This window comes from Agromyces neolithicus (assembly GCF_039529735.1).
Taxonomy (GTDB): Bacteria; Actinomycetota; Actinomycetes; order Actinomycetales; family Microbacteriaceae; genus Agromyces; species Agromyces neolithicus.
This window is the reverse complement of sequence record NZ_BAAANJ010000016.1, coordinates 85538-102644: the sequence shown is the minus strand read 5'-3', so window position 1 is coordinate 102644 and position 17107 is coordinate 85538. Positions and strand designations below refer to the sequence as shown.

Here is a 17107-nt window from a genome sequence, read left to right as displayed (position 1 = left end):
CCGGGGGCTGACGACGGCATCGACGTCCTTTCCTAACTTCGAATCACGAACTCCCGCCCGGGACATCCTGGCGGGGCATCCGATTCGAAGGGAATCGTCGATCATCATGATCGAAGTCGAACACCTCACCAAGCGCTTCGGCGCCACCACCGCGGTCGACGACCTGTCGTTCACCGTACGCCCGGGGACGGTCACGGGCTTCCTCGGCCCGAACGGAGCCGGGAAGTCCACGGCGATGCGGGCCATCGCCGGCCTCGTCCTGCCCACGTCCGGAACCACCAGGGTCAACGGCCGGCCGATCGCCGACCACGCTGCTCCAATCACCGAGATCGGCACGCTCCTCGGGCCTGGCGCCGTCCATCCCGGTCGCACCGCCCGAGCCCACCTGCTCGCCCTCGCCACAACGCACGGCTTCGGCCGGGCGCGGGTCGAGGAGGTGCTGCGCCTCACGGGGATGGAGGGTGTCGCGAAGCGACGCGTCGGCTCCTACTCGATGGGGATGGCGCAACGCATCGGCCTCGCCGCCGCGCTGCTCGGCGACCCGCAGACGATCGTGCTCGACGAGCCGATCAACGGACTCGACCCCGACGGCATCGTGTGGGTGCGCCACTTCCTGCGCGCGCTCGCCGCCGAGGGCCGCACCGTCTTCCTCTCGTCGCACCTCATGAGCGAGATGGCGCAGACAGCGGACCATCTCATCGTGATCGGACGTGGCAGGCTCATCGCCGACGCGCCCATGCAGCAGGTGCTCGGAGCAGTCGGCGCGACGCGCGTCAGCGTGAAGTCACCCGACGCCGACCGACTGGCCGCCGCCATCGCCGGACCCGACGTCACGATCACGAGCGAGGCCGCCGGCGAACTCGAGATCACCGGGCTCGACGCCGCGGCGATCGCCGCAGTGGCCCGTGACCGCGGCGTGCTCCTGCACGAACTCACGACCCGCACCGCCTCCCTCGAGGAGGCCTACCTGTCGCTCACCGACGCCGCCCTGGAGTACCAGGCGGTCCCGGCAGCGATCCGATGATGCTCCGCACACCAGCACCGGAACCACGAGAACCAAGGAGATCCACCTTCATGTCCACCTCGATCGCGCCGCGCGTCACGTTCGCGCGAGTCGTCCGCGCCGAATGGGTCAAGACCGGGACCGTTCGCTCGTCCTACTGGACGGCCGCCTTCGCCCTGGGCTTCACCCTGCTCTTCGCAGCCGGCATCCTCTACCTGGTCCTGCTCGCGCCCGCGGCGGACATCCCCGACCCCGCCGCCATCGTCACCGAGAACTACGGTGCAACGCCGAGCGTCGGCGTGCTGGGACTCGCCTTCATGTTCGCGTACGCCCTCGTCGCGATCCTCGGCGTGCTCACCGTGAGTCCCGAGCGGGCAACGGGACTGCTCGCGACAACCCTGGCCGCCGTGCCCCGTCGAACGCCCGTCTATCTGTCGAAGCTCCTCGTTTCGGCGAGCATCGGTGTTGCCATCGCCCTCGTCCTCGGAACCGCCTCCGTGCTCATCGTGCAGCCGGCGCTCGCCGGTCTCGGGCTCGACTCGTCGTTCTTCGATCCCGAGGTGCTCCAGTCGCTTGCGGGCGGCATGGTGTTCCTCGGCCTCGTCGCCGCACTGTCGACGGCGATCGCCTCGCTGTTCCGCGGCACAGCGGCGGCGATGGGAGCCGTGCTCGGCCTGCTCGTGCTCGCCCCGGCGCTGGTTCCGATCATCCCGGGAATCGGCTCGAGCCTCGCCGCAGCGCTGCCGAGCTCCGCGGGTATGATGCTGTTCCAATCCGCAGCCCAGGTCGGCTGGCAGCCGATCGCCACCGGGGGACTCGTCCTGCTCGGGTGGACCGCAGGGGCGGCAGTGCTGGGCGCGGTGCCCTTCAAGAGACGAGACGTGTGATGGACGAGCGGGGTCCCTCGACCGGCCGGACGAGCGCCCCGGTGGTCGACGGGACTTCGCGCGCCGCAGGCGCCCCGCGTCGCTTCCTCCGAGCGAGACCGTGGCTCGTCGACGCCGCAGTCTCGCTCGTCTTCACGGCGATCGTCGTCGCGACGCTCGCCTCCGAGGTCGTCACCGGCCAGGCCACGGTCACCGTCTGGGACGTGGTCACGATCGCCGGCACGGCGATCGCGCTCCTGTTCCGCCGTCGTGCTCCGCTCACGGTGCTCGCCGTGGTGGTGGTGCTCACCACGGTCTTCACGTTCTCGGCGCAGTCGAACCTCATCCTCGCCGTGCCGATCGCGTTGTATGCGGTGGCGGCGTTCCGATCGCCGACGGTGGCATGGATCGCGGGAGCGGCGGCCTTCGCGGTGACGATCGTGAGCCTCCTCGTGCAGCTGCCGCGGCTCACCGCGGACCTCGGAGAGCCGAGCGCCTTCGACATCCCCGTGGCGCTCCTCACCATCGCGATGGCCGACACCGTCGGTGTGCTGCTCGGCACGAATACCTGGCAGCGCGCCGAGAGGGTACGGGCGCTCACCGAACGCGCCGAGCAGCTCGCCCGCGAGCGCGACAGCCAGGCGCAGATCGCGACCCTCGCTGAGCGCAGCCGCATCGCCGGGGAGATGCACGACATCGTGGCACACAGCCTCTCCGTCATGATCACACTCGCCGACGGGGCCGATGCGACCCTCGAGCGCGACCCAGAGGGCGCGCGCCGTGCGCTGGGGAAGCTCACCGAGACCGGACGATCGGCCCTGCAGGACATGCATCGGACGTTGTCGGTGCTGCGCGAGTCGACCGAGGCCGCGCAGCACCGCGAACCGGCGCCCGGACACGCCGACCTGGCGGGCCTGGTCGACCGGTTCCGTGCCGCCGGATTACCGGTCCGGTACTCGGTCGGTGGTGCTCCGATCGCGAATGCCGCGCTTGAGCTGGCTGTCTATCGTGTGGTGCAGGAGGCACTGACGAATGCACTGCGTTATGCGTCGCAGGCGGAACATGTGACCGTCACGATCGACTACGGACCGGCCACGACGACCATCACAGTCGCCGATGACGACACGGGCACGAACGCCACGGGCTCGGACGGGTCGGGTCGCGGCCTCATCGGCATGGCCGAGCGGGCGGCGGTCTTCGGGGGCACGGTCGAGGCCGGACCCGCGCCCGGGGGCGGATGGCTGGTCCACGCCGTCCTCCCGCACGGCGGGAGCGCCGCAGAAGATGCCGGCGGCGAGTCGGGAGGGTCAGGCGATGGCTGACGAGCGGCGGCAGGCGCGTGGCATCCAGGTGCTGCTCGTCGACGACCAGGCGCTCATCCGGCTGGGATTCCGCATGGTGCTCGAGAGCGAGCCCGACCTGGAGGTCGTGGGCGAAGCCGAAGACGGTGCGCAGGCAGTCGCGCTCGCGAACGAACTGGCGCCCGACGTCGTGATCATGGACGTTCGCATGCCTGGGATGGACGGGATCGCCGCGACGGAGCGAATCATCCGTCGACTCCCGGGCACCCGTGTGCTCATCGTCACCACGTTCGACCTCGACGAGTACGCGTTCGCGGGGCTCCGCGCCGGCGCGAGTGGATTCCTGCTCAAGAACGCGCCACCGGCCGAACTGGTCGGTGCGATCCGCACGGTTGCCGCCGGCGACGCGATCGTCGAGCCTCGGGTCACGCGTCGCCTGCTCGACCTGTTCGGAGCGCAGCTCCCAGTCGGGGGGAACGCGAGGTCCGTTCCGGCGGATCATCAGGTCGCGATCGACCCGAACTCTGCCCGCCTGGGCCACGACGACCCACGCCTCGCCTCGCTCACGGAACGGGAGGCCGACGTGTTCACAGCCGTCGCTCGCGGTCTGAGCAACACTGAGATCTCGTCGGCGCTCTACCTGGCAGAGTCGACGGTGAAGACCCACGTCAGTCGCATCCTCATGAAGCTCGGGCTGCGCGATCGCGTGCACGCCGTCATGCTCGGCTACGAGACGGGCGTGGTCACCCCTGGTGGCTCGGGTCCGGCGGGGCCTCCTGTGGAGCCGACATGAGCGCGTCGAGATCGCCGACGGGACCGAGGTGTCGCAGCTTCTCGGGGTTCAGCTGGTTACCGACGACCGACACCCGACCGCCGTCGACGTGCACCATGAGCACGCTCAGGGTGGCACCGTCGGGCGCGCTGACCCGCAGGGCGGCTTCACCGTTCGCCGAGGTGCGTTCGAGGTGCACGCCCATGCCCTCTCCGCGTCGCGCGAGCCCCGCGAGGAATCTCGCGGCGGCCACGGCTCCGAGCAGCGGATGTCGCACCGCGGGTGCCTTGTCGCCGCCATCGGCGTAGAAGACGACGTCGTCGGCGAGCACGCCCGCGAGGGAGTCGACGTCTCCGGCCTGGAGCGCCGCGAAGAACGAGTCGACGAGTGCGGCGTCGCGCGTGGCATCCGCCTCGAACCGCGGTCGGCCGTCGGCGATGCGTTCGCGTGCCCGATGCATGATCTGCCGGCACGCCGCCTCGTCGCGTTCGACGATCGTGGCGATCGCGGCGTAGTCGACATCGAAGACCTCGCGGAGCAGGAAGACAGCCCGTTCGACCGGCCCGAGGCGCTCGATCACGGCAAGGAAGGCGAACGAGAGGGTCTCGTCGCGTTCGATGCGGTGCGCGGGATCGGCGTCGTCGTCGGGGAGCGGTTCAGGCAGCCACGTACCCGTGTAGACCTCGCGTGAACGCTTCGCCGACCGGAGCGCGTCGATCGCGAGGCGAGTTGCGACGGTGGACGCGTACGCCTCCGGTCGTTCGATGACGTCGCCCGCGATCGCTCGCTCGTGCAGTCGCACGTAGGCGTCCTGCACGACGTCCTCGGCCTCGGTCACGCTGCCGAGCATGCGGTAGGCGATGGAGAACATGAGCGGACGGAGCTGGCCGAGCTCCGCGGTCGAAGCGGGCATGCTCAGAGCATGGCACAGGGCGATTCGCCCCGCGGCGGGCGCGCGCCGCGGCCACCCCGCGAGATGACGCGAATCGTCGCTCTCACCCCGTGATACCGACCATTCGCGTCATCTCGCGAGCGAGCTGGAGGTGCGGGGCTGTCACAAGACGCGCGGGTCATTCGTCGGAGGGGGTGAGGAGAGGAAGAGATCATGCGAGTATTCATCGCGGGCGCCACGGGCGCCACGGGCGCCGTGGGTTCCAGGTTGGTGCCGATGCTCGTGGCCTCGGGCCACGAGGTCGTCGGCAGTTCGCGCAGCACCGAGCGCCTCGCCGCGATCGAGGCGGCGGGGGCGCGGGGCGTCGTCATGGACGGCCTCGATGCGGATTCCGTGCGCAACGCGGTGCTCGACGCCCGGCCCGACGCGATCATCCACCAACTCACGGGTCTCCGAGAGCAGGTCGGCGACACGAAGCACTTCGATCAGGGCTTCGCGGCGACTAACGCGCTGCGCACGCGCGGCACCGACCACCTGCTCGCCGCCGCCGCCGAGGCGGGTGTCGGCCGGTTCGTCGCACAGAGTTATACGGGCTGGTCGAATGAGCGAACGGGCGGGCAGGTGAAGACCGAGGAGGACCCGCTCGACTCGAACCCGACGAAGGCGTCGCGCGAGACGCTCGCCGGGATCCGGTACGTAGAGCAGCAGACGACGGATGCCGGGGGGCTGGCGCTCCGCTACGGCAGCCTGTACGGTCCGGGCAACGACATCGGGCGTGGCGGCGAGATCGTCGAGATGGTCATGGCACGCAAGCTCCCGGTCGTGGGCGGCGGCACGGGAGTGTGGTCGTTCTGCCACATCGACGACGCGGCATCCGCAGCTGCTGCGGCCGTCACCCGCGGTGCACCTGGCGTGTACAACATCGTCGATGACGAGCCCGCGCCCGTGTCGGTGTGGCTGCCGGAGTTCGCTCACGCCATCGGCGCCAAGCCGCCCATGCGGATTCCCGCGTGGATGGCCCGCCCGCTCATCGGCGAGCACGGCGTCTCGATGATGACGCAGATCCGCGGCTCGTCGAATGCGAAGGCGAAGCGCGAACTCGGATGGACGCCCGCGTATCCGAGCTGGCGTGAGGGGTTCCGCACCGGGCTCGGCTGATCATCTGGTCACCCCCTGAGAACGCGTCTCATTCCCATCACGGCAGGGTTGCGGCATCCGCGCCTACGCTGGAAGGGACATGGCACACTCGCACGATCACGCCCACGCCCACGGGGCCACCAACCGCACCCGTCTCTGGGTCGCGATCGCGATCATCGGCGCGTTCCTGCTCGTGCAGGTCGTCGGCGGCATCCTGAGCGGCTCGCTTGCGCTGCTGGCCGACGCGGGTCACATGGCGAGCGACCTCATCGGACTCGTCGTCGCACTCGTCGCGGCGGTGGTCGCGGCGCGACCGGCGACCGACCGGCAGACCTACGGGTACCGGCGAGCCGAGGTGCTCGGGGCACTCGTGAACGGCGTCATCCTCGTCGTCGTCGCGGTGACGGTGGGCGTCTCGGCGATCGGACGCCTCATCACCGGAGCCGAGGGCGAGGCGCACGAGGTGCAGGGCGTGCCGATGCTCGTCGTCGCCGTGCTCGGGCTGCTCGCCAACGTGGCTGCGATGCTCGTGCTGCGCGGCGGCGCGAAGGACTCGATCAACCTTCGCGGCGCCTACCTCGAGGTGATGGGCGACCTCATCGGCTCGGCGTTCGTGATCGTCGCGGCGATCGTGATCGTCACGACCGGATTCGACGCCGCCGACCCGATCGCGTCGATCGCGATCGCGGTGCTCATCGTGCCGCGGGCGGTGACGTTGCTGCGCGACGTGATGCACGTGCTCTTCGAGTCGGCGCCCGCCGACACCGACGTCGCCGAGATCCGCGAGCACCTCCTCGGCACTGCCGGCGTCGTCGCGGTGCACGACGTGCACGTGTGGCAGATCACGTCGGGTTCACCGGTCTTCAGCGCTCACGTCGAGGTCGAGTCGTCGGTCTTCGAATCCGGCGGTACGGGTGCCCTGCTCGATGAGCTCGGCGGATGTCTCGCCGACCACTTCGACGTCGCGCACTCCACCTTCCAACTCGAGCCGGCGGGTCGTGCCGGGCGAGAACAGCCGCAGCATCCGTGACCGGAGTTACACGATGAGCAGGCGGGTGAAGAAGGCGCTGCTCAGCGCTCTTCGGGGCCGCGCTCGAACACCTCGGGGTCGAGCACGAGGTGCTCGGCCTCTTCATGGTCGGTGACCACGTCATCGCCGGCAGCGGCTGCCTTCTTCGCCTTGTGCCGCTCGCTGAAGTAGTGCCAGGCGGTGATGAGGGCGGTGCCGCCCACCGCGATGAGCAGGATGATGTCGATGTAGTCGCGCACCAGGGTGGCGACCGGGGGGATGAAGCTCACGAGGTACCCGAACATGGTGAGGCCGAAGCCCCACAGGACCGCGCCGATGAGGTTGTAGAGCGTATACTTGCCGCGCGGCATGTGACCGACGCCCGCGGCCACGGGAGCGAACGTGCGAACGATCGGCACGAATCGGGCGAGGATGATCGTGATGCCCCCGAACCGCTCGAAGAACGCGTTCGTGCGCTCGACGTTCTTGACGCTGAAGAGGCCGCTCTCTTTTCGCTCGAACACCTTCGGGCCGCCGCGATGTCCGATCTCGTAGCCGACCTCGCCACCGAGGAACGCGGCGAGGGCGATGAGCACCGCCACGATCCAGACCGACACCCCGAAGACGCCGTTCGGCGGTACCACGTCGGAATTCGACAGCAGGCCCGAGATGACCAGCAGAGTGTCGCCGGGGAGCAGGAAGCCCACGAGCAGGCCGGTCTCGGCGAACACGATGAAGCACACCACCAGCAGCGCCCATGGCCCGGCCGCGGCGATGATCGACTCGGGGTCGAGGAAGGGAATGAGTGAGGTGTGGATCATGCAGCGGGCTCCAGTCGTCGGACACGGCGGAACGCCGGGTCAACAAGCGGCGTGGTGTCGTTGCAGTCTACCGAGCAGTTGCTGGAACCGACCGGGATCCGCGAATGAAATCATCCGAGCGGATGAATCTTGCATTCGCCCGACGCGTGTCGGGTCATGGCCGCGACGTGATCGTGTCGGCGGTCCGCGATAGGGTCGCCCGCATGCGGCACGGCTTCATCTTCACCGGTACCGACCCCGAACTCGCAGTCGAGCTCGCGCCGCTCGCCGAGGCATCAGGGTGGAACGCCTTCTTCGTCTGGGAGGGCATCTGGGCCACCGATCCGTGGGCGACGCTCGCGGCGGTCGCGATGGTCACCGAGCGCATCCGGCTCGGCACGATGCTCACGCCCGTGCCACGGCGCCGCGCATGGGAGCTCGCCGGGCAGACCATGACCGTCGACCGGCTGTCGAAGGGTCGCGTCATCCTGTCGGCCGGGCTCGGCGTGCCGCAAGACTTCGAAGAGCGGTTCTGGATCTTCGAGGACGATCCCGGTCGCAAGGTGCGTGCCCAACTGCTCGACGAGGGGCTCGAGCTCATGCAGCACCTCTGGCAGGGTCATCCGTTCGAATACGAAGGCGACCACTACCGAGCGAAGCGCACCGATACGATGCTGCCGCCGGCGATCGTGCAGCAGCCGCGCATTCCCACGTGGGTCGTCGGCGTCTGGCCGCGCATGACCTCGATGCGGCGCGTCGCCCGGTACGACGGGTGGATCCCGAACTATGCCCCGCCGGGCGCCGCCGGCATCGACCCGATCGAGCAGCAGCGCACCTACACGCCCGAGATCGCCGCCGAGGCGATCGCCTGGATACTCGGCGAGCGCGAGCGCGCGGGTCTGGCCGACCGGCCGTTCGACATCACGCAGGAGGGCACCACGAGCGGCACCGACGCCGAAGCCGATGCCGCGGTCGTGCGGCCGTGGGCCGAGGCGGGTGTCACGTGGTGGCTCGAGGCCGACTGGAATGTGCCGGCCGAACGGGTCGCCGCGTACTCGCGTGAACGGGTGAAGGCGGGGCCGCCGCGGGTCGGCTGAACCACTCCCGCGAGTGCCCGACGAGCCTAGGCGGTCGTGTTCGCGTCGCCTCGTGCTTCGGGATCCGGCACGAGCGTCGTCGACAGCATGACGCGCTGCCTGCCGTCACCGCGGTCGTCGAGCAGCGGTGCGATCAGTTCCGACAATCCCTGCTGCAGAGTCGCGAGGTCGTCGGTCGTGACGTACAGGGGCACCTGCCCGAAGCCGAGGAAGCTGCGCAGCGCGGCTGCGTCCTCGGCGTCGGCGAACCGGTCGAAGTCGCGGCCCAGGTGGGCGAGGAAGGTCAGGAATGACCGGCGCAGTTCGCCGGTCTCCATGGCGTTGAGTTCTGGTGCGTCGACGTGCGCCATCCGGTCGCCGAGCGTGAGTGTGCGCTCGACCGCCCCTCGCACACGACGTTCCCCGGCGACGGCCACGATGCCCGCGTCGACGAGGGCGCCGACATGGCGGTACAGCGTCGCCTGCGAGACATCCGGCAACGCGGTTCGCAGTTCGGAGGTGGTGAGGTCGCGGCCACCGAGTTGCTGGACGATGCGCAGGCGCACGGGGTGAAGGATGACGTCGGCGAGATTCGACGGCTCGGGCATGGGGCATCCCTCATTATTCTCAGCGTGATAACGTTCTCAAACTGATTCCATTCTACGAGAGAGCAGGAACCATGCCCGGAATGTGCATCGACGACACGCGATCGTGCGTCGATACAGCAAAGAACGAGTCGAGATCGTCGCGCCCCGTCACCGAGCGGTCCGCCCGATGAGCGCCGTCGACATCGAGGTGGCCGGGCTCGCGAAGCGCTTCGGCCAGGTCGAGGCGGTGCATGACGTGACGTTCACGGCGAAAGCCGGGCAGGTGACCGGATTCATCGGCGCGAACGGCGCCGGTAAGTCGACCACGCTGCGGATGCTCGTCGGGCTCACGGCACCCGATCGGGGCTCGGCCGAATTCGGTGGAACGCCGTACCGCGACCTCGTCGACCCCTCGGGAACGGTCGGTGCCGTGCTCGACATCGCCGGTGCGCATCCGTCGATGACTGCGGTCGGGCACCTCCGTACGTACGCGGCGCTCGGCGGACACGCGCCCGCCCGTGTCGACGAGGTCATCACGCTGACCGGGCTCGAGCCCTATGCGCACCGGCGGATCCGTGGATTCTCGACGGGCATGCGACAGCGGCTCGCGCTCGCCACAGCGCTGCTCGGCGACCCCGACGTGCTCGTGCTCGACGAGCCCTCGAACGGCCTCGATCCGGCCGGGATCATGTGGCTCCGGCTCTTCATCCGCCGATTCGCGGATGCCGGTGGCACGGTGCTCATCTCCAGCCACGTGCTCGCCGAGCTCGAGCAGGTCGTCGACGGCGTCGTGCTCATCGAACGGGGGCGAGTGCTCTGGAGCGGTTCCCGAGCGCAGCTCGCCGAGCAGGGCGGTCTCGAGGCGATGTACTTCCAGCTCGCGACGATCGGAGAACTCGCATGAGCCGGCTCATCCGCGGCGAACTCACCAGACTCGCCTCCACCCGGCTTCCGCTGTGGACCGTGCTGCTCGCGGTGGCGTCGGGTGGAACGATGACGGCGCTGCTCGGGTTCATCGATCCAGATCAGTCCAACCCGCCGATGCCCGGCTTGGATACCGCCGAGGGTGTCGGGGTCGTGCTCGGCATCAATGCGATGCTGCTGTTCGTCCCCGCCCTCATCGGCACCATCGCCGTGACGAGCGAGTATCGGCACCGCACCATCGGCACGACTTTCCTCGCGGCGCCGCACCGGGGAGCGGTGCTGTCTGCCAAGCTCCTCGTCTACGGGCTGCTGGGCGTCGTCTACGGGGTGCTGACGAGCGGCGCCGCGGGGCTCGCGGTGTCGGGTGCCGCAGCCGCGCGCGGCATCCTGCTCGGCACGGGTCCCGCCGAACTCGCGATGCTCCTGGCCGGGCTCGCGGTCGCCGCGGCGGTGTACATGGTGATCGGCGTCGCGATCGGGGCCCTGGCCGGCAACCAGCTCATCGCCGTCGGGATCGTGCTCGGCTACTTCTATTTCCTCGAACCGCTGCTCATGATCGTGCCCGGAGTCAACGCAGTGCACCCGTTCCTCCCCGGGGGAGCGACATCCGCGCTCATGGGGTCGACGTTCCTCGCCGATGCGCTCGCGAGCGAGTTGTCGGGGCTCGCAGCGCCGACCATCTCGGCGGGACTCGGTGCCGGGCTGCTCCTCGCGTACGCCGTGGTCGCCGCTGTCGCGGCGGTCGCCGTGCCGCTTCGCCGCGACCTCAGGTGAGCGCCGCCGGGCGGATGCTTCAGGGCATCCGACCCGGAACTCCACCCTGACCAGCCCTTGACCGGCGTGAGACGATGGGCGGGGGATTGGGGGCGTCATGGGTGAGTATCCGAACATCGCCGACCACGGGCTGATCGGCGACCTGCAGACCGCCGCACTGGTCGACACGAACGCCACCATCGACTGGTTCTGCGCTCCGCGCTTCGACGCGCCGAGCGTGTTCGGCTCGCTGCTCGACGCCGAACGCGGCGGCTTCTGCAGCGTGCGGCCGACGACCGATGATTATGTGACCCGTCAGCTCTACCTGCCCAACACGGCGATCCTCATCACTCGCTTCATGAGCGAGGCGGGCGTCGGCGAAGTGATCGACTTCATGCCGGTCACCGACGGCGAGGCGACCGATCGCCACCGAATCGTGCGCATGGTTCGCGTCGTGCGGGGGTCGATGACCTTCGAGGCCGAGATCCAGCCGCGCTTCGATTACGGGCGTGCGACGCACACGATGGAGCCCGACGTGGGCGTCGGCGTGCGGTTCTCGTCCGGCGCCCAATCGCTCACAGTGCATCGGGTCGGCGAGCCGGTGCACCACGGTGGCCAGCAGGCCGGGCGCGTCGAAGTCGTCGGCGACGGGCTGCGCATCACCGGAACCCTCGAGGCCGGCGAGATCACGGGTGTCGTCCTGGAGTCGGGGGGAGCGCCGCCGACTCGGGTCACGCGCGACGAACTGATGACGATGTTCCTCGAGACGACCAGATACTGGCGCGACTGGAACAGCCAGTCGTCGTACCGGGGCCGCTGGCGCGAGGTGGTTGCCCGTTCGGCCATGACGCTCAAGCTCATGACCTATGCCCCGACCGGCGCACTCGTGGCCGCGCCGACAGCGGGCCTGCCCGAACAAGTCGGCGGCGAGCGCAACTGGGACTATCGCTACACGTGGATCCGAGACGCGTCGTTCTCGGTGTATTCCCTGCTCAGCCTCGGATACGTCGAAGAGGCCGAGGCCTTCGTCGAATGGCTGATGGCGCGCGTGCACGAGAGTGTCGGCGAGGGCTCGGGGCCGCTGAAGATCATGTATCGCGTCGACGGGACATCCGATCTCATCGAGGAGACCGTCGACGACCTCGCCGGGTATCGCGGATCGACGCCCGTGCGCATCGGCAACGGTGCCGCCGACCAGCTGCAGCTCGACATCTACGGCGAGGCCATGGACTCGATCCACCTCGCCGACACGCACGGGCTGCAGCTGCCGCACGCCGGGTGGGTCAAGCTCAGCGAGATGCTCGACTGGGTGTGCGACAACTGGAACACGCCTGAAGAGGGCATCTGGGAGACGCGCGGCGGAAGACAGAACTTCACGTACGGCCGGTTCATGAGCTGGATCGCGCTCGATCGCGGCATCAGGCTCGCCGTGCTGCGCGGCCGCCCGGCCCCCATTCTGCGCTGGCGCGAGCAGCGCGACGCGATCTACGAGCAGATCATGACGAACGGATGGCACGCCGAGCGCCGCGCGTTCGTGCAGCACGATGCGACCGACGTGCTCGACGCGTCGCTACTGCTGATGCCGCTCATGGGGTTCGTCGCGCCGCGCGACCCGATGTGGCTCGCGACGCTCGCAGCGATGGACACAGAGCTGGTGTCGGACAGTCTCGTCTACCGGTACAACCCGAGCGCATCGCCCGACGGCCTGCTCGGCTCCGAGGGCACCTTCACGCTGTGCTCGTTCTGGTATGTCGACGCGCTCGCGCGCTCGGGCTACCTCGAGGAGGCGCAGCTGGTCTTCGAGAAGATGCTCACCTACGCGAACCACCTCGGACTGTATGCCGAAGAGATCGGGCTCACCGGTGAGCAACTCGGCAACTTTCCGCAGGCGTTCAGTCACCTCTCACTGATCAACGCGGCCGTCAATCTCGACTACCAACTCGATCACGGTTCGGGGTTCGTCGATCCTGTGCTCGTCAGCGGGCGCCGCACCACGTGAGCCGTGGCGAATCGGCCGATCGGCCGCGACTCAGCGAACCGGCATGAGCGCCGAACCCAGGCGCCGGAACAACCGCGTCTTGCGCTCGATCACTTCGGCGTCGGTCGGCAGGTTCCAGAGGTACACGTGCTCGGCCGGCTCGTAGAAGTACGCCCGCGACGAGGTCACGACCTCGATGGCCTCACTCGACCGGCCGAAGAGGTCGGCACCGGTGCTCGCCGCGACCCGGTTGATGGAACCGAGCGACTCGCCGGACTCGGTCGAGAGCACGCGCCCCACGTGCGTTTCGCGCAGCCCCAGGGCTCGAAGCCTGCGCAGGGGTGCGGGATCGCGTCGGTGGATGTTCGGCCAGCAGATCTTGCACGCCCGCACCTCGCTGAGCTGCTGTGCTGCCTCGCGTGTGAGCAGGGTCGGCATCGCGAGCCGGTAGCGCCGATCTGCCGCCAGGCGGGTGCGACGCGCATCGGTCCAGATGGCCCGGCGGTCGAGCGCGGGTTCGAGCACGGTGCATTCGAGTCGGTGCAGCACTCGGTGACGCGGCGATTCCATGCGGGTGACCGCGAATTCCGCGCCCCCGGCGAACGACTCGTGAAGTGCCTCGGACTCCTCGGCGACGACCTGGTCGACCAGGGCATCCAATTCGAGCGGGCTCATGAGTCCGACCTCCTTCTCGCCGTGCGTTCGGCTTCGGTGCCGATGAGCCGAATGTACTGGCCGGCGCAGTCAGGAGCGGGAAGGGCGACGGCGACACGCGGGGCAGGACGTCGTCGAGTGCGGAAGGAGGGACTTGAACCCTCACGCCCGAAGGCACAGGAACCTAAATCCTGCGTGTCTGCCGATTTCACCACTCCCGCGAGTGCATCGATCAGTCTAGGCGCGCGCGGGTGCTGTGGATAACTTCGGGGCGAGTCATCCGCTGCACCGCATGATGGAGGCATGTCGGATCCCGTGCGCACCATCGCCGAGCGAGTGCGCACGCGCGTGCTCCGCGACGGCGTCGACGTGGCCGGCAACGACGCCGTCACCGCGCGCTACGCGCGCGAAGAGGTGCGGCGCTACAGCGAGCGTGCGCTCACCGGCGCTCACGCAGGCCTCGGCGACGAGCACGGCACCGCGCGCGAGGTCGTGGCGTCGCTCACCGGCTACGGCCCGCTGCAGCCGTTCTTCGACGATCCCGAGGTCGAGGAGATCTGGATCAACGGGCCGACGCGGGTCTTCATCGCCAAGGGCGGCGTCGCAGAACTGACGACCGTCATGCTCTCCGACCGTGAGGTGCGCGAACTCGTCGAGCGCATGCTGCAGCACTCCGGCCGCCGGGTCGACCTGTCGTCGCCATTCGTCGACGCGTCCCTGCCCGACGGCTCGCGGCTGCACGTCGCGATCCCCGACGTCGCGCGAGCGCACTGGGCGGTCAACATCCGCAAGTTCCAACAACGCATCCGCACGCTCGGCCGGCTCGTCGAGCTCGCGTCGCTCACGCCGGTCGCCAGCGAGTTCCTTCGCATGAGCGTGCTCGCCGGCGCGAACATCCTGGTCTCGGGCGCCACGCACACCGGCAAGACCACGATGCTGAACGCGCTCATGTCGAGCGCCCGCACTGCCGACCGGGTCGTGACCGTTGAAGAGACCTTCGAGCTCGACCTCGACGTGCGCGACATCGTCGCGCTGCAGTGTCGGCAGCCGAATCTCGAGGGGTCGGGCGAGATCACCCTGCGCCGGCTCATCAAAGAAGCGCTCCGCATGCGACCCGATCGGCTCATCGTCGGCGAGGTGCGCGAGGCCGAGAGCCTCGACCTGCTCATCGCGCTGAACTCGGGCCTTCCGGGCATGTGCACGATCCATGCCAACTCAGCGCGCGATGCGCTCACGAAGCTCTGCACGCTGCCGCTGCTCGCAGGTCGCAACATCGACTCGTCATTCGTCGTGCCGACCGTGGCGAGCTGCATCGACCTCGTCGTGCACCTCACCATCGATCGCACAGGAGCGCGGCGCGTCGCCGAGATCACAGCGCCGACGGGTCGTTGCACCGGCGCCTCGGTCGATGTCGACACGATCTTCGAGACCGTCGACGGCGTGCTCGTTCCGACCGATACTCGGCCTGCACGACTCGAGAAGTACGTTGCGCACGGATTCGATCCCGACATCGTGCTCGGCGGGACCGCCCGATGAGTCTGGTGTACGGGGCGCTGCTGGGGCTCGGCCTGCTGCTCGTCGCAGCGCCCTTCATGTGGCCGGCTCGTGAGAAGCCGCCATCGAACGCGAACCCTGGCGTCGTCATTCGCGGTGAACTCGCCCTCGCGGGCCTCGGCAGCGTGCCGATCCCGGTCGTCGTCGCAGTGTCGCTCGCCCTCGCCGTCGTCGCGGCGGCCGTCGCGCAGGCGGTCTTCGCGGTGCCGATCCTCACGATCGTGGCAGCGGTGCTGGGGTTCGCGGTCGTCCCGGCGCTCGTGCGTGCACGCGCCACACGACGGCGGGCGGCGAACCGCGCTGTCTGGCCCGATGTCGTCGACCACCTCGTCGCCTCGGTGCGGGCCGGAATGTCGCTCCCCGAGAGCGTGGGCGCACTCGCCGAACTCGGGCCGGCCGCGACGCGAAACGCGTTCGCCGCGTTCGACCGCGACTACCGACGCACCGGCAACTTCTCGGCCTGCCTCGACCGGCTGAAGGCCGACCTGGCAGACCCTGTCTCAGACCGCATCCTCGAGACCCTTCGCATGGCTCGCGAGGTCGGCGGCAGCGACGTCACTGCAGTACTCCGCGGCCTCGCCGGCTACCTCCGTGACGATGCGGCGTTGCGCGCCGAGGTCGTGGCCCGGCAGTCATGGATCCGCAACGCGGCACGACTGGGTGTGGCCGCACCGTGGTTATTGCTCGTCGTGCTCGCGAGTCGACGCGAGACCATGATCGCGTACGACTCGCCGGCCGGTACGGCGCTCATCGTCGTCGGGCTCGCGGTGACCCTCGTCGCCTACCGATCGATGATCGCGCTCGGCCGCCTTCCTGAGGAGCGTCGATGGTTCCGGTGAACGGCGTCGCAGCGCTCGGCGTACTGTGCGGGGTGGTGCTCGGGCTCGGGCTCTGGCTCGTGGTTTCGGCAGTGCCGCGCATCGGGCGGCCGCGACTGGCCGAGCGCGTCGCGCCGTTCCTCACCGACATCTCGGCCGAGGCGCGGGTCATGGTCGCACGTAGGTCGGCAGATCCATCGCCAGTGCTCGGGCTCATCGTCGCACCGTTCACGCACTCGCTGCGCAACATCCTCGCCGACTGGCTCGGCGGCAACGACATCATCGCGAAGCGACTTCGCCAGGCCGGTTCCACCGCGACCGTCGAACGTTTCAGGGGCGAGCAGCTCGCATGGGCCGCGGCGGCATTCGCGATCGCGGCAGCGGTCGCCGTGCTCGCGCCTTCGTTCGCGAGCATGCCCACGGTCGTGCGCATCGCCCTGCCCTTCCTCGCCGCAGCGCTGGGCGCCGTGCTGCGCGACTGGGTGCTCAGCCGCCGAGCGAAACGGCGCCTTGCCCGCATCTCATCCGAGCTGCCGACCGTGCTCGAGTTCCTGACGCTGAGCCTCACCGCGGGTGAAGGCATGCTCGACGCCATCCGTCGTGTCGCCGATGCCGGGGCGGGCGAGCTGCCTCGCGAGTTCGCGGGCGTCGTGGCGTCGGTCGGCACGGGCGTGCCGTTGGGTCAGGCCCTCGCCGGTCTTCGTGACGGGCTCGACCACGCCGCGCTCTCGCGCGCGCTCGACCAGGTGCTCGGCGCGCTCGAGCGAGGAGCCCCGCTTGCTGTCGTACTGCGATCGCAGGCCGGAGACGCACGTGAGGCGGCGAAGCGCACGATCATCGAGCTCGCCGGGCGCAAGGAGATCGCGATGCTGGTGCCCCTCATCTTCTTGATTCTTCCCGTGACCATCGCGTTCGCGTTGTTCCCGGGCTACCTCGTGCTGCAAGCGGGATTCTGATGGCCGAATCCGTGAGCGACGCCGGCC

The 17107-nt window shown here is 69.2% G+C and carries 17 protein-coding genes and 1 tRNA gene; 13 read left to right on the top strand and 5 right to left on the bottom strand.

All coding sequences use genetic code 11. From position 1 onward, the window contains the following. Positions 1-106 precede the first annotated feature (106 nt). The 4 genes from ABD164_RS15570 to ABD164_RS15555 are packed head-to-tail and all read left to right on the top strand — an operon-like array spanning position 107 to position 3963. On the top strand, positions 107-1024 hold the full coding sequence (locus ABD164_RS15570) for an ABC transporter ATP-binding protein (protein ID WP_344297210.1): 918 nt from the start codon (positions 107-109) through the stop codon (positions 1022-1024). A 50-nt stretch (positions 1025-1074) separates the two neighbouring features. After that, positions 1075-1890, top strand: coding sequence for an ABC transporter permease subunit (locus ABD164_RS15565; protein WP_344297209.1), 816 nt, complete (start codon positions 1075-1077; stop codon positions 1888-1890). Positions 1891-1931: 41 nt separating this feature from the next. Further along, positions 1932-3191: a sensor histidine kinase gene (locus ABD164_RS15560; protein ID WP_344297208.1), complete on the top strand. Its 1260-nt coding sequence runs from the start codon at positions 1932-1934 to the stop codon at positions 3189-3191. Next, a complete protein-coding gene (locus ABD164_RS15555; protein WP_344297207.1) occupies positions 3184-3963 on the top strand; it encodes a response regulator in 780 nt (259 codons plus the stop codon). Before ABD164_RS15560 ends, ABD164_RS15555 begins: the two co-directional genes overlap by 8 nt. Here the strand turns inward: ABD164_RS15555 and sigJ are convergent. Continuing rightward, positions 3914-4855 carry an RNA polymerase sigma factor SigJ gene (sigJ, locus tag ABD164_RS15550; protein ID WP_344297206.1) on the bottom strand — a complete coding sequence of 314 codons (942 nt, stop codon included), beginning with the start codon at positions 4853-4855 and terminating at the stop codon, positions 3914-3916. The genes ABD164_RS15555 and sigJ overlap by 50 nt on opposite strands. Positions 4856-5047: 192 nt before the next feature. Between sigJ and ABD164_RS15545 the strand changes: the two genes are divergently transcribed. Next, a complete protein-coding gene (locus ABD164_RS15545) occupies positions 5048-5992 on the top strand; it encodes an NAD-dependent epimerase/dehydratase family protein (RefSeq protein ID WP_344297205.1) in 945 nt (314 codons plus the stop codon). A gap of 79 nt (positions 5993-6071) precedes the next feature. After that, positions 6072-7001 carry a cation diffusion facilitator family transporter gene (locus ABD164_RS15540; protein WP_344297204.1) on the top strand — a complete coding sequence of 310 codons (930 nt, stop codon included), beginning with the start codon at positions 6072-6074 and terminating at the stop codon, positions 6999-7001. 41 nt (positions 7002-7042) lie between these two features. Here the strand turns inward: ABD164_RS15540 and ABD164_RS15535 are convergent, their stop codons facing one another. Further along, positions 7043-7801 (bottom strand): DedA family protein, encoded by a 759-nt coding sequence (locus ABD164_RS15535; RefSeq protein WP_344297203.1) that lies wholly within the window; start codon positions 7799-7801, stop codon positions 7043-7045. Between the two features lie 203 nt (positions 7802-8004). Here ABD164_RS15535 and ABD164_RS15530 point away from each other — a divergent pair, with 203 nt between their 5' ends. Further along, a complete protein-coding gene (locus ABD164_RS15530; RefSeq protein ID WP_344297202.1) occupies positions 8005-8877 on the top strand; it encodes an LLM class flavin-dependent oxidoreductase in 873 nt (290 codons plus the stop codon). A 26-nt stretch (positions 8878-8903) separates the two neighbouring features. On the opposite strand, the gene ABD164_RS15525 is transcribed toward ABD164_RS15530, so the two are convergent. Continuing rightward, on the bottom strand, positions 8904-9464 hold the full coding sequence (locus ABD164_RS15525; RefSeq protein WP_344297201.1) for a helix-turn-helix domain-containing protein: 561 nt from the start codon (positions 9462-9464) through the stop codon (positions 8904-8906). 166 nt (positions 9465-9630) lie between these two features. On the opposite strand from ABD164_RS15525, the gene ABD164_RS15520 reads away from it, so the two are divergent. The 3 genes from ABD164_RS15520 to ABD164_RS15510 all read left to right on the top strand — a co-directional run bounded on the left by ABD164_RS15520 (position 9631) and on the right by ABD164_RS15510 (position 13119). Further along, positions 9631-10347 (top strand): ABC transporter ATP-binding protein, encoded by a 717-nt coding sequence (locus ABD164_RS15520; protein WP_344297200.1) that lies wholly within the window; start codon positions 9631-9633, stop codon positions 10345-10347. After that, on the top strand, positions 10344-11141 hold the full coding sequence (locus tag ABD164_RS15515) for an ABC transporter permease (protein WP_344297199.1): 798 nt from the start codon (positions 10344-10346) through the stop codon (positions 11139-11141). Before ABD164_RS15520 ends, ABD164_RS15515 begins: the two co-directional genes overlap by 4 nt. Positions 11142-11238: 97 nt before the next feature. Beyond that, positions 11239-13119: a glycoside hydrolase family 15 protein gene (locus tag ABD164_RS15510; protein WP_344297198.1), complete on the top strand. Its 1881-nt coding sequence runs from the start codon at positions 11239-11241 to the stop codon at positions 13117-13119. Positions 13120-13149: 30 nt separating this feature from the next. On the opposite strand, the gene ABD164_RS15505 is transcribed toward ABD164_RS15510, so the two are convergent. Further along, the gene (locus ABD164_RS15505) at positions 13150-13773 is read right to left on the bottom strand and encodes a hypothetical protein (RefSeq protein ID WP_344297197.1); all 624 of its coding nucleotides are present in this window, start codon (positions 13771-13773) and stop codon (positions 13150-13152) included. A gap of 118 nt (positions 13774-13891) precedes the next feature. After that, positions 13892-13973 (bottom strand) — tRNA-Leu (locus tag ABD164_RS15500). An 82-nt stretch (positions 13974-14055) separates the two neighbouring features. Between ABD164_RS15500 and ABD164_RS15495 the strand changes: the two genes are divergently transcribed. From ABD164_RS15495 to ABD164_RS15485, 3 genes are read left to right on the top strand one after another with little or no spacing between them, the layout of a single operon-like run. Next, positions 14056-15288 (top strand): TadA family conjugal transfer-associated ATPase, encoded by a 1233-nt coding sequence (locus ABD164_RS15495; protein WP_344297196.1) that lies wholly within the window; start codon positions 14056-14058, stop codon positions 15286-15288. After that, positions 15285-16145 (top strand): type II secretion system F family protein, encoded by an 861-nt coding sequence (locus ABD164_RS15490; RefSeq protein WP_344297195.1) that lies wholly within the window; start codon positions 15285-15287, stop codon positions 16143-16145. The genes ABD164_RS15495 and ABD164_RS15490 overlap by 4 nt, the downstream gene beginning before the upstream one ends. Beyond that, positions 16133-17080, top strand: coding sequence for a type II secretion system F family protein (locus ABD164_RS15485; RefSeq protein ID WP_344297194.1), 948 nt, complete (start codon positions 16133-16135; stop codon positions 17078-17080). The genes ABD164_RS15490 and ABD164_RS15485 overlap by 13 nt, the downstream gene beginning before the upstream one ends. Positions 17081-17107 lie beyond the last annotated feature (27 nt).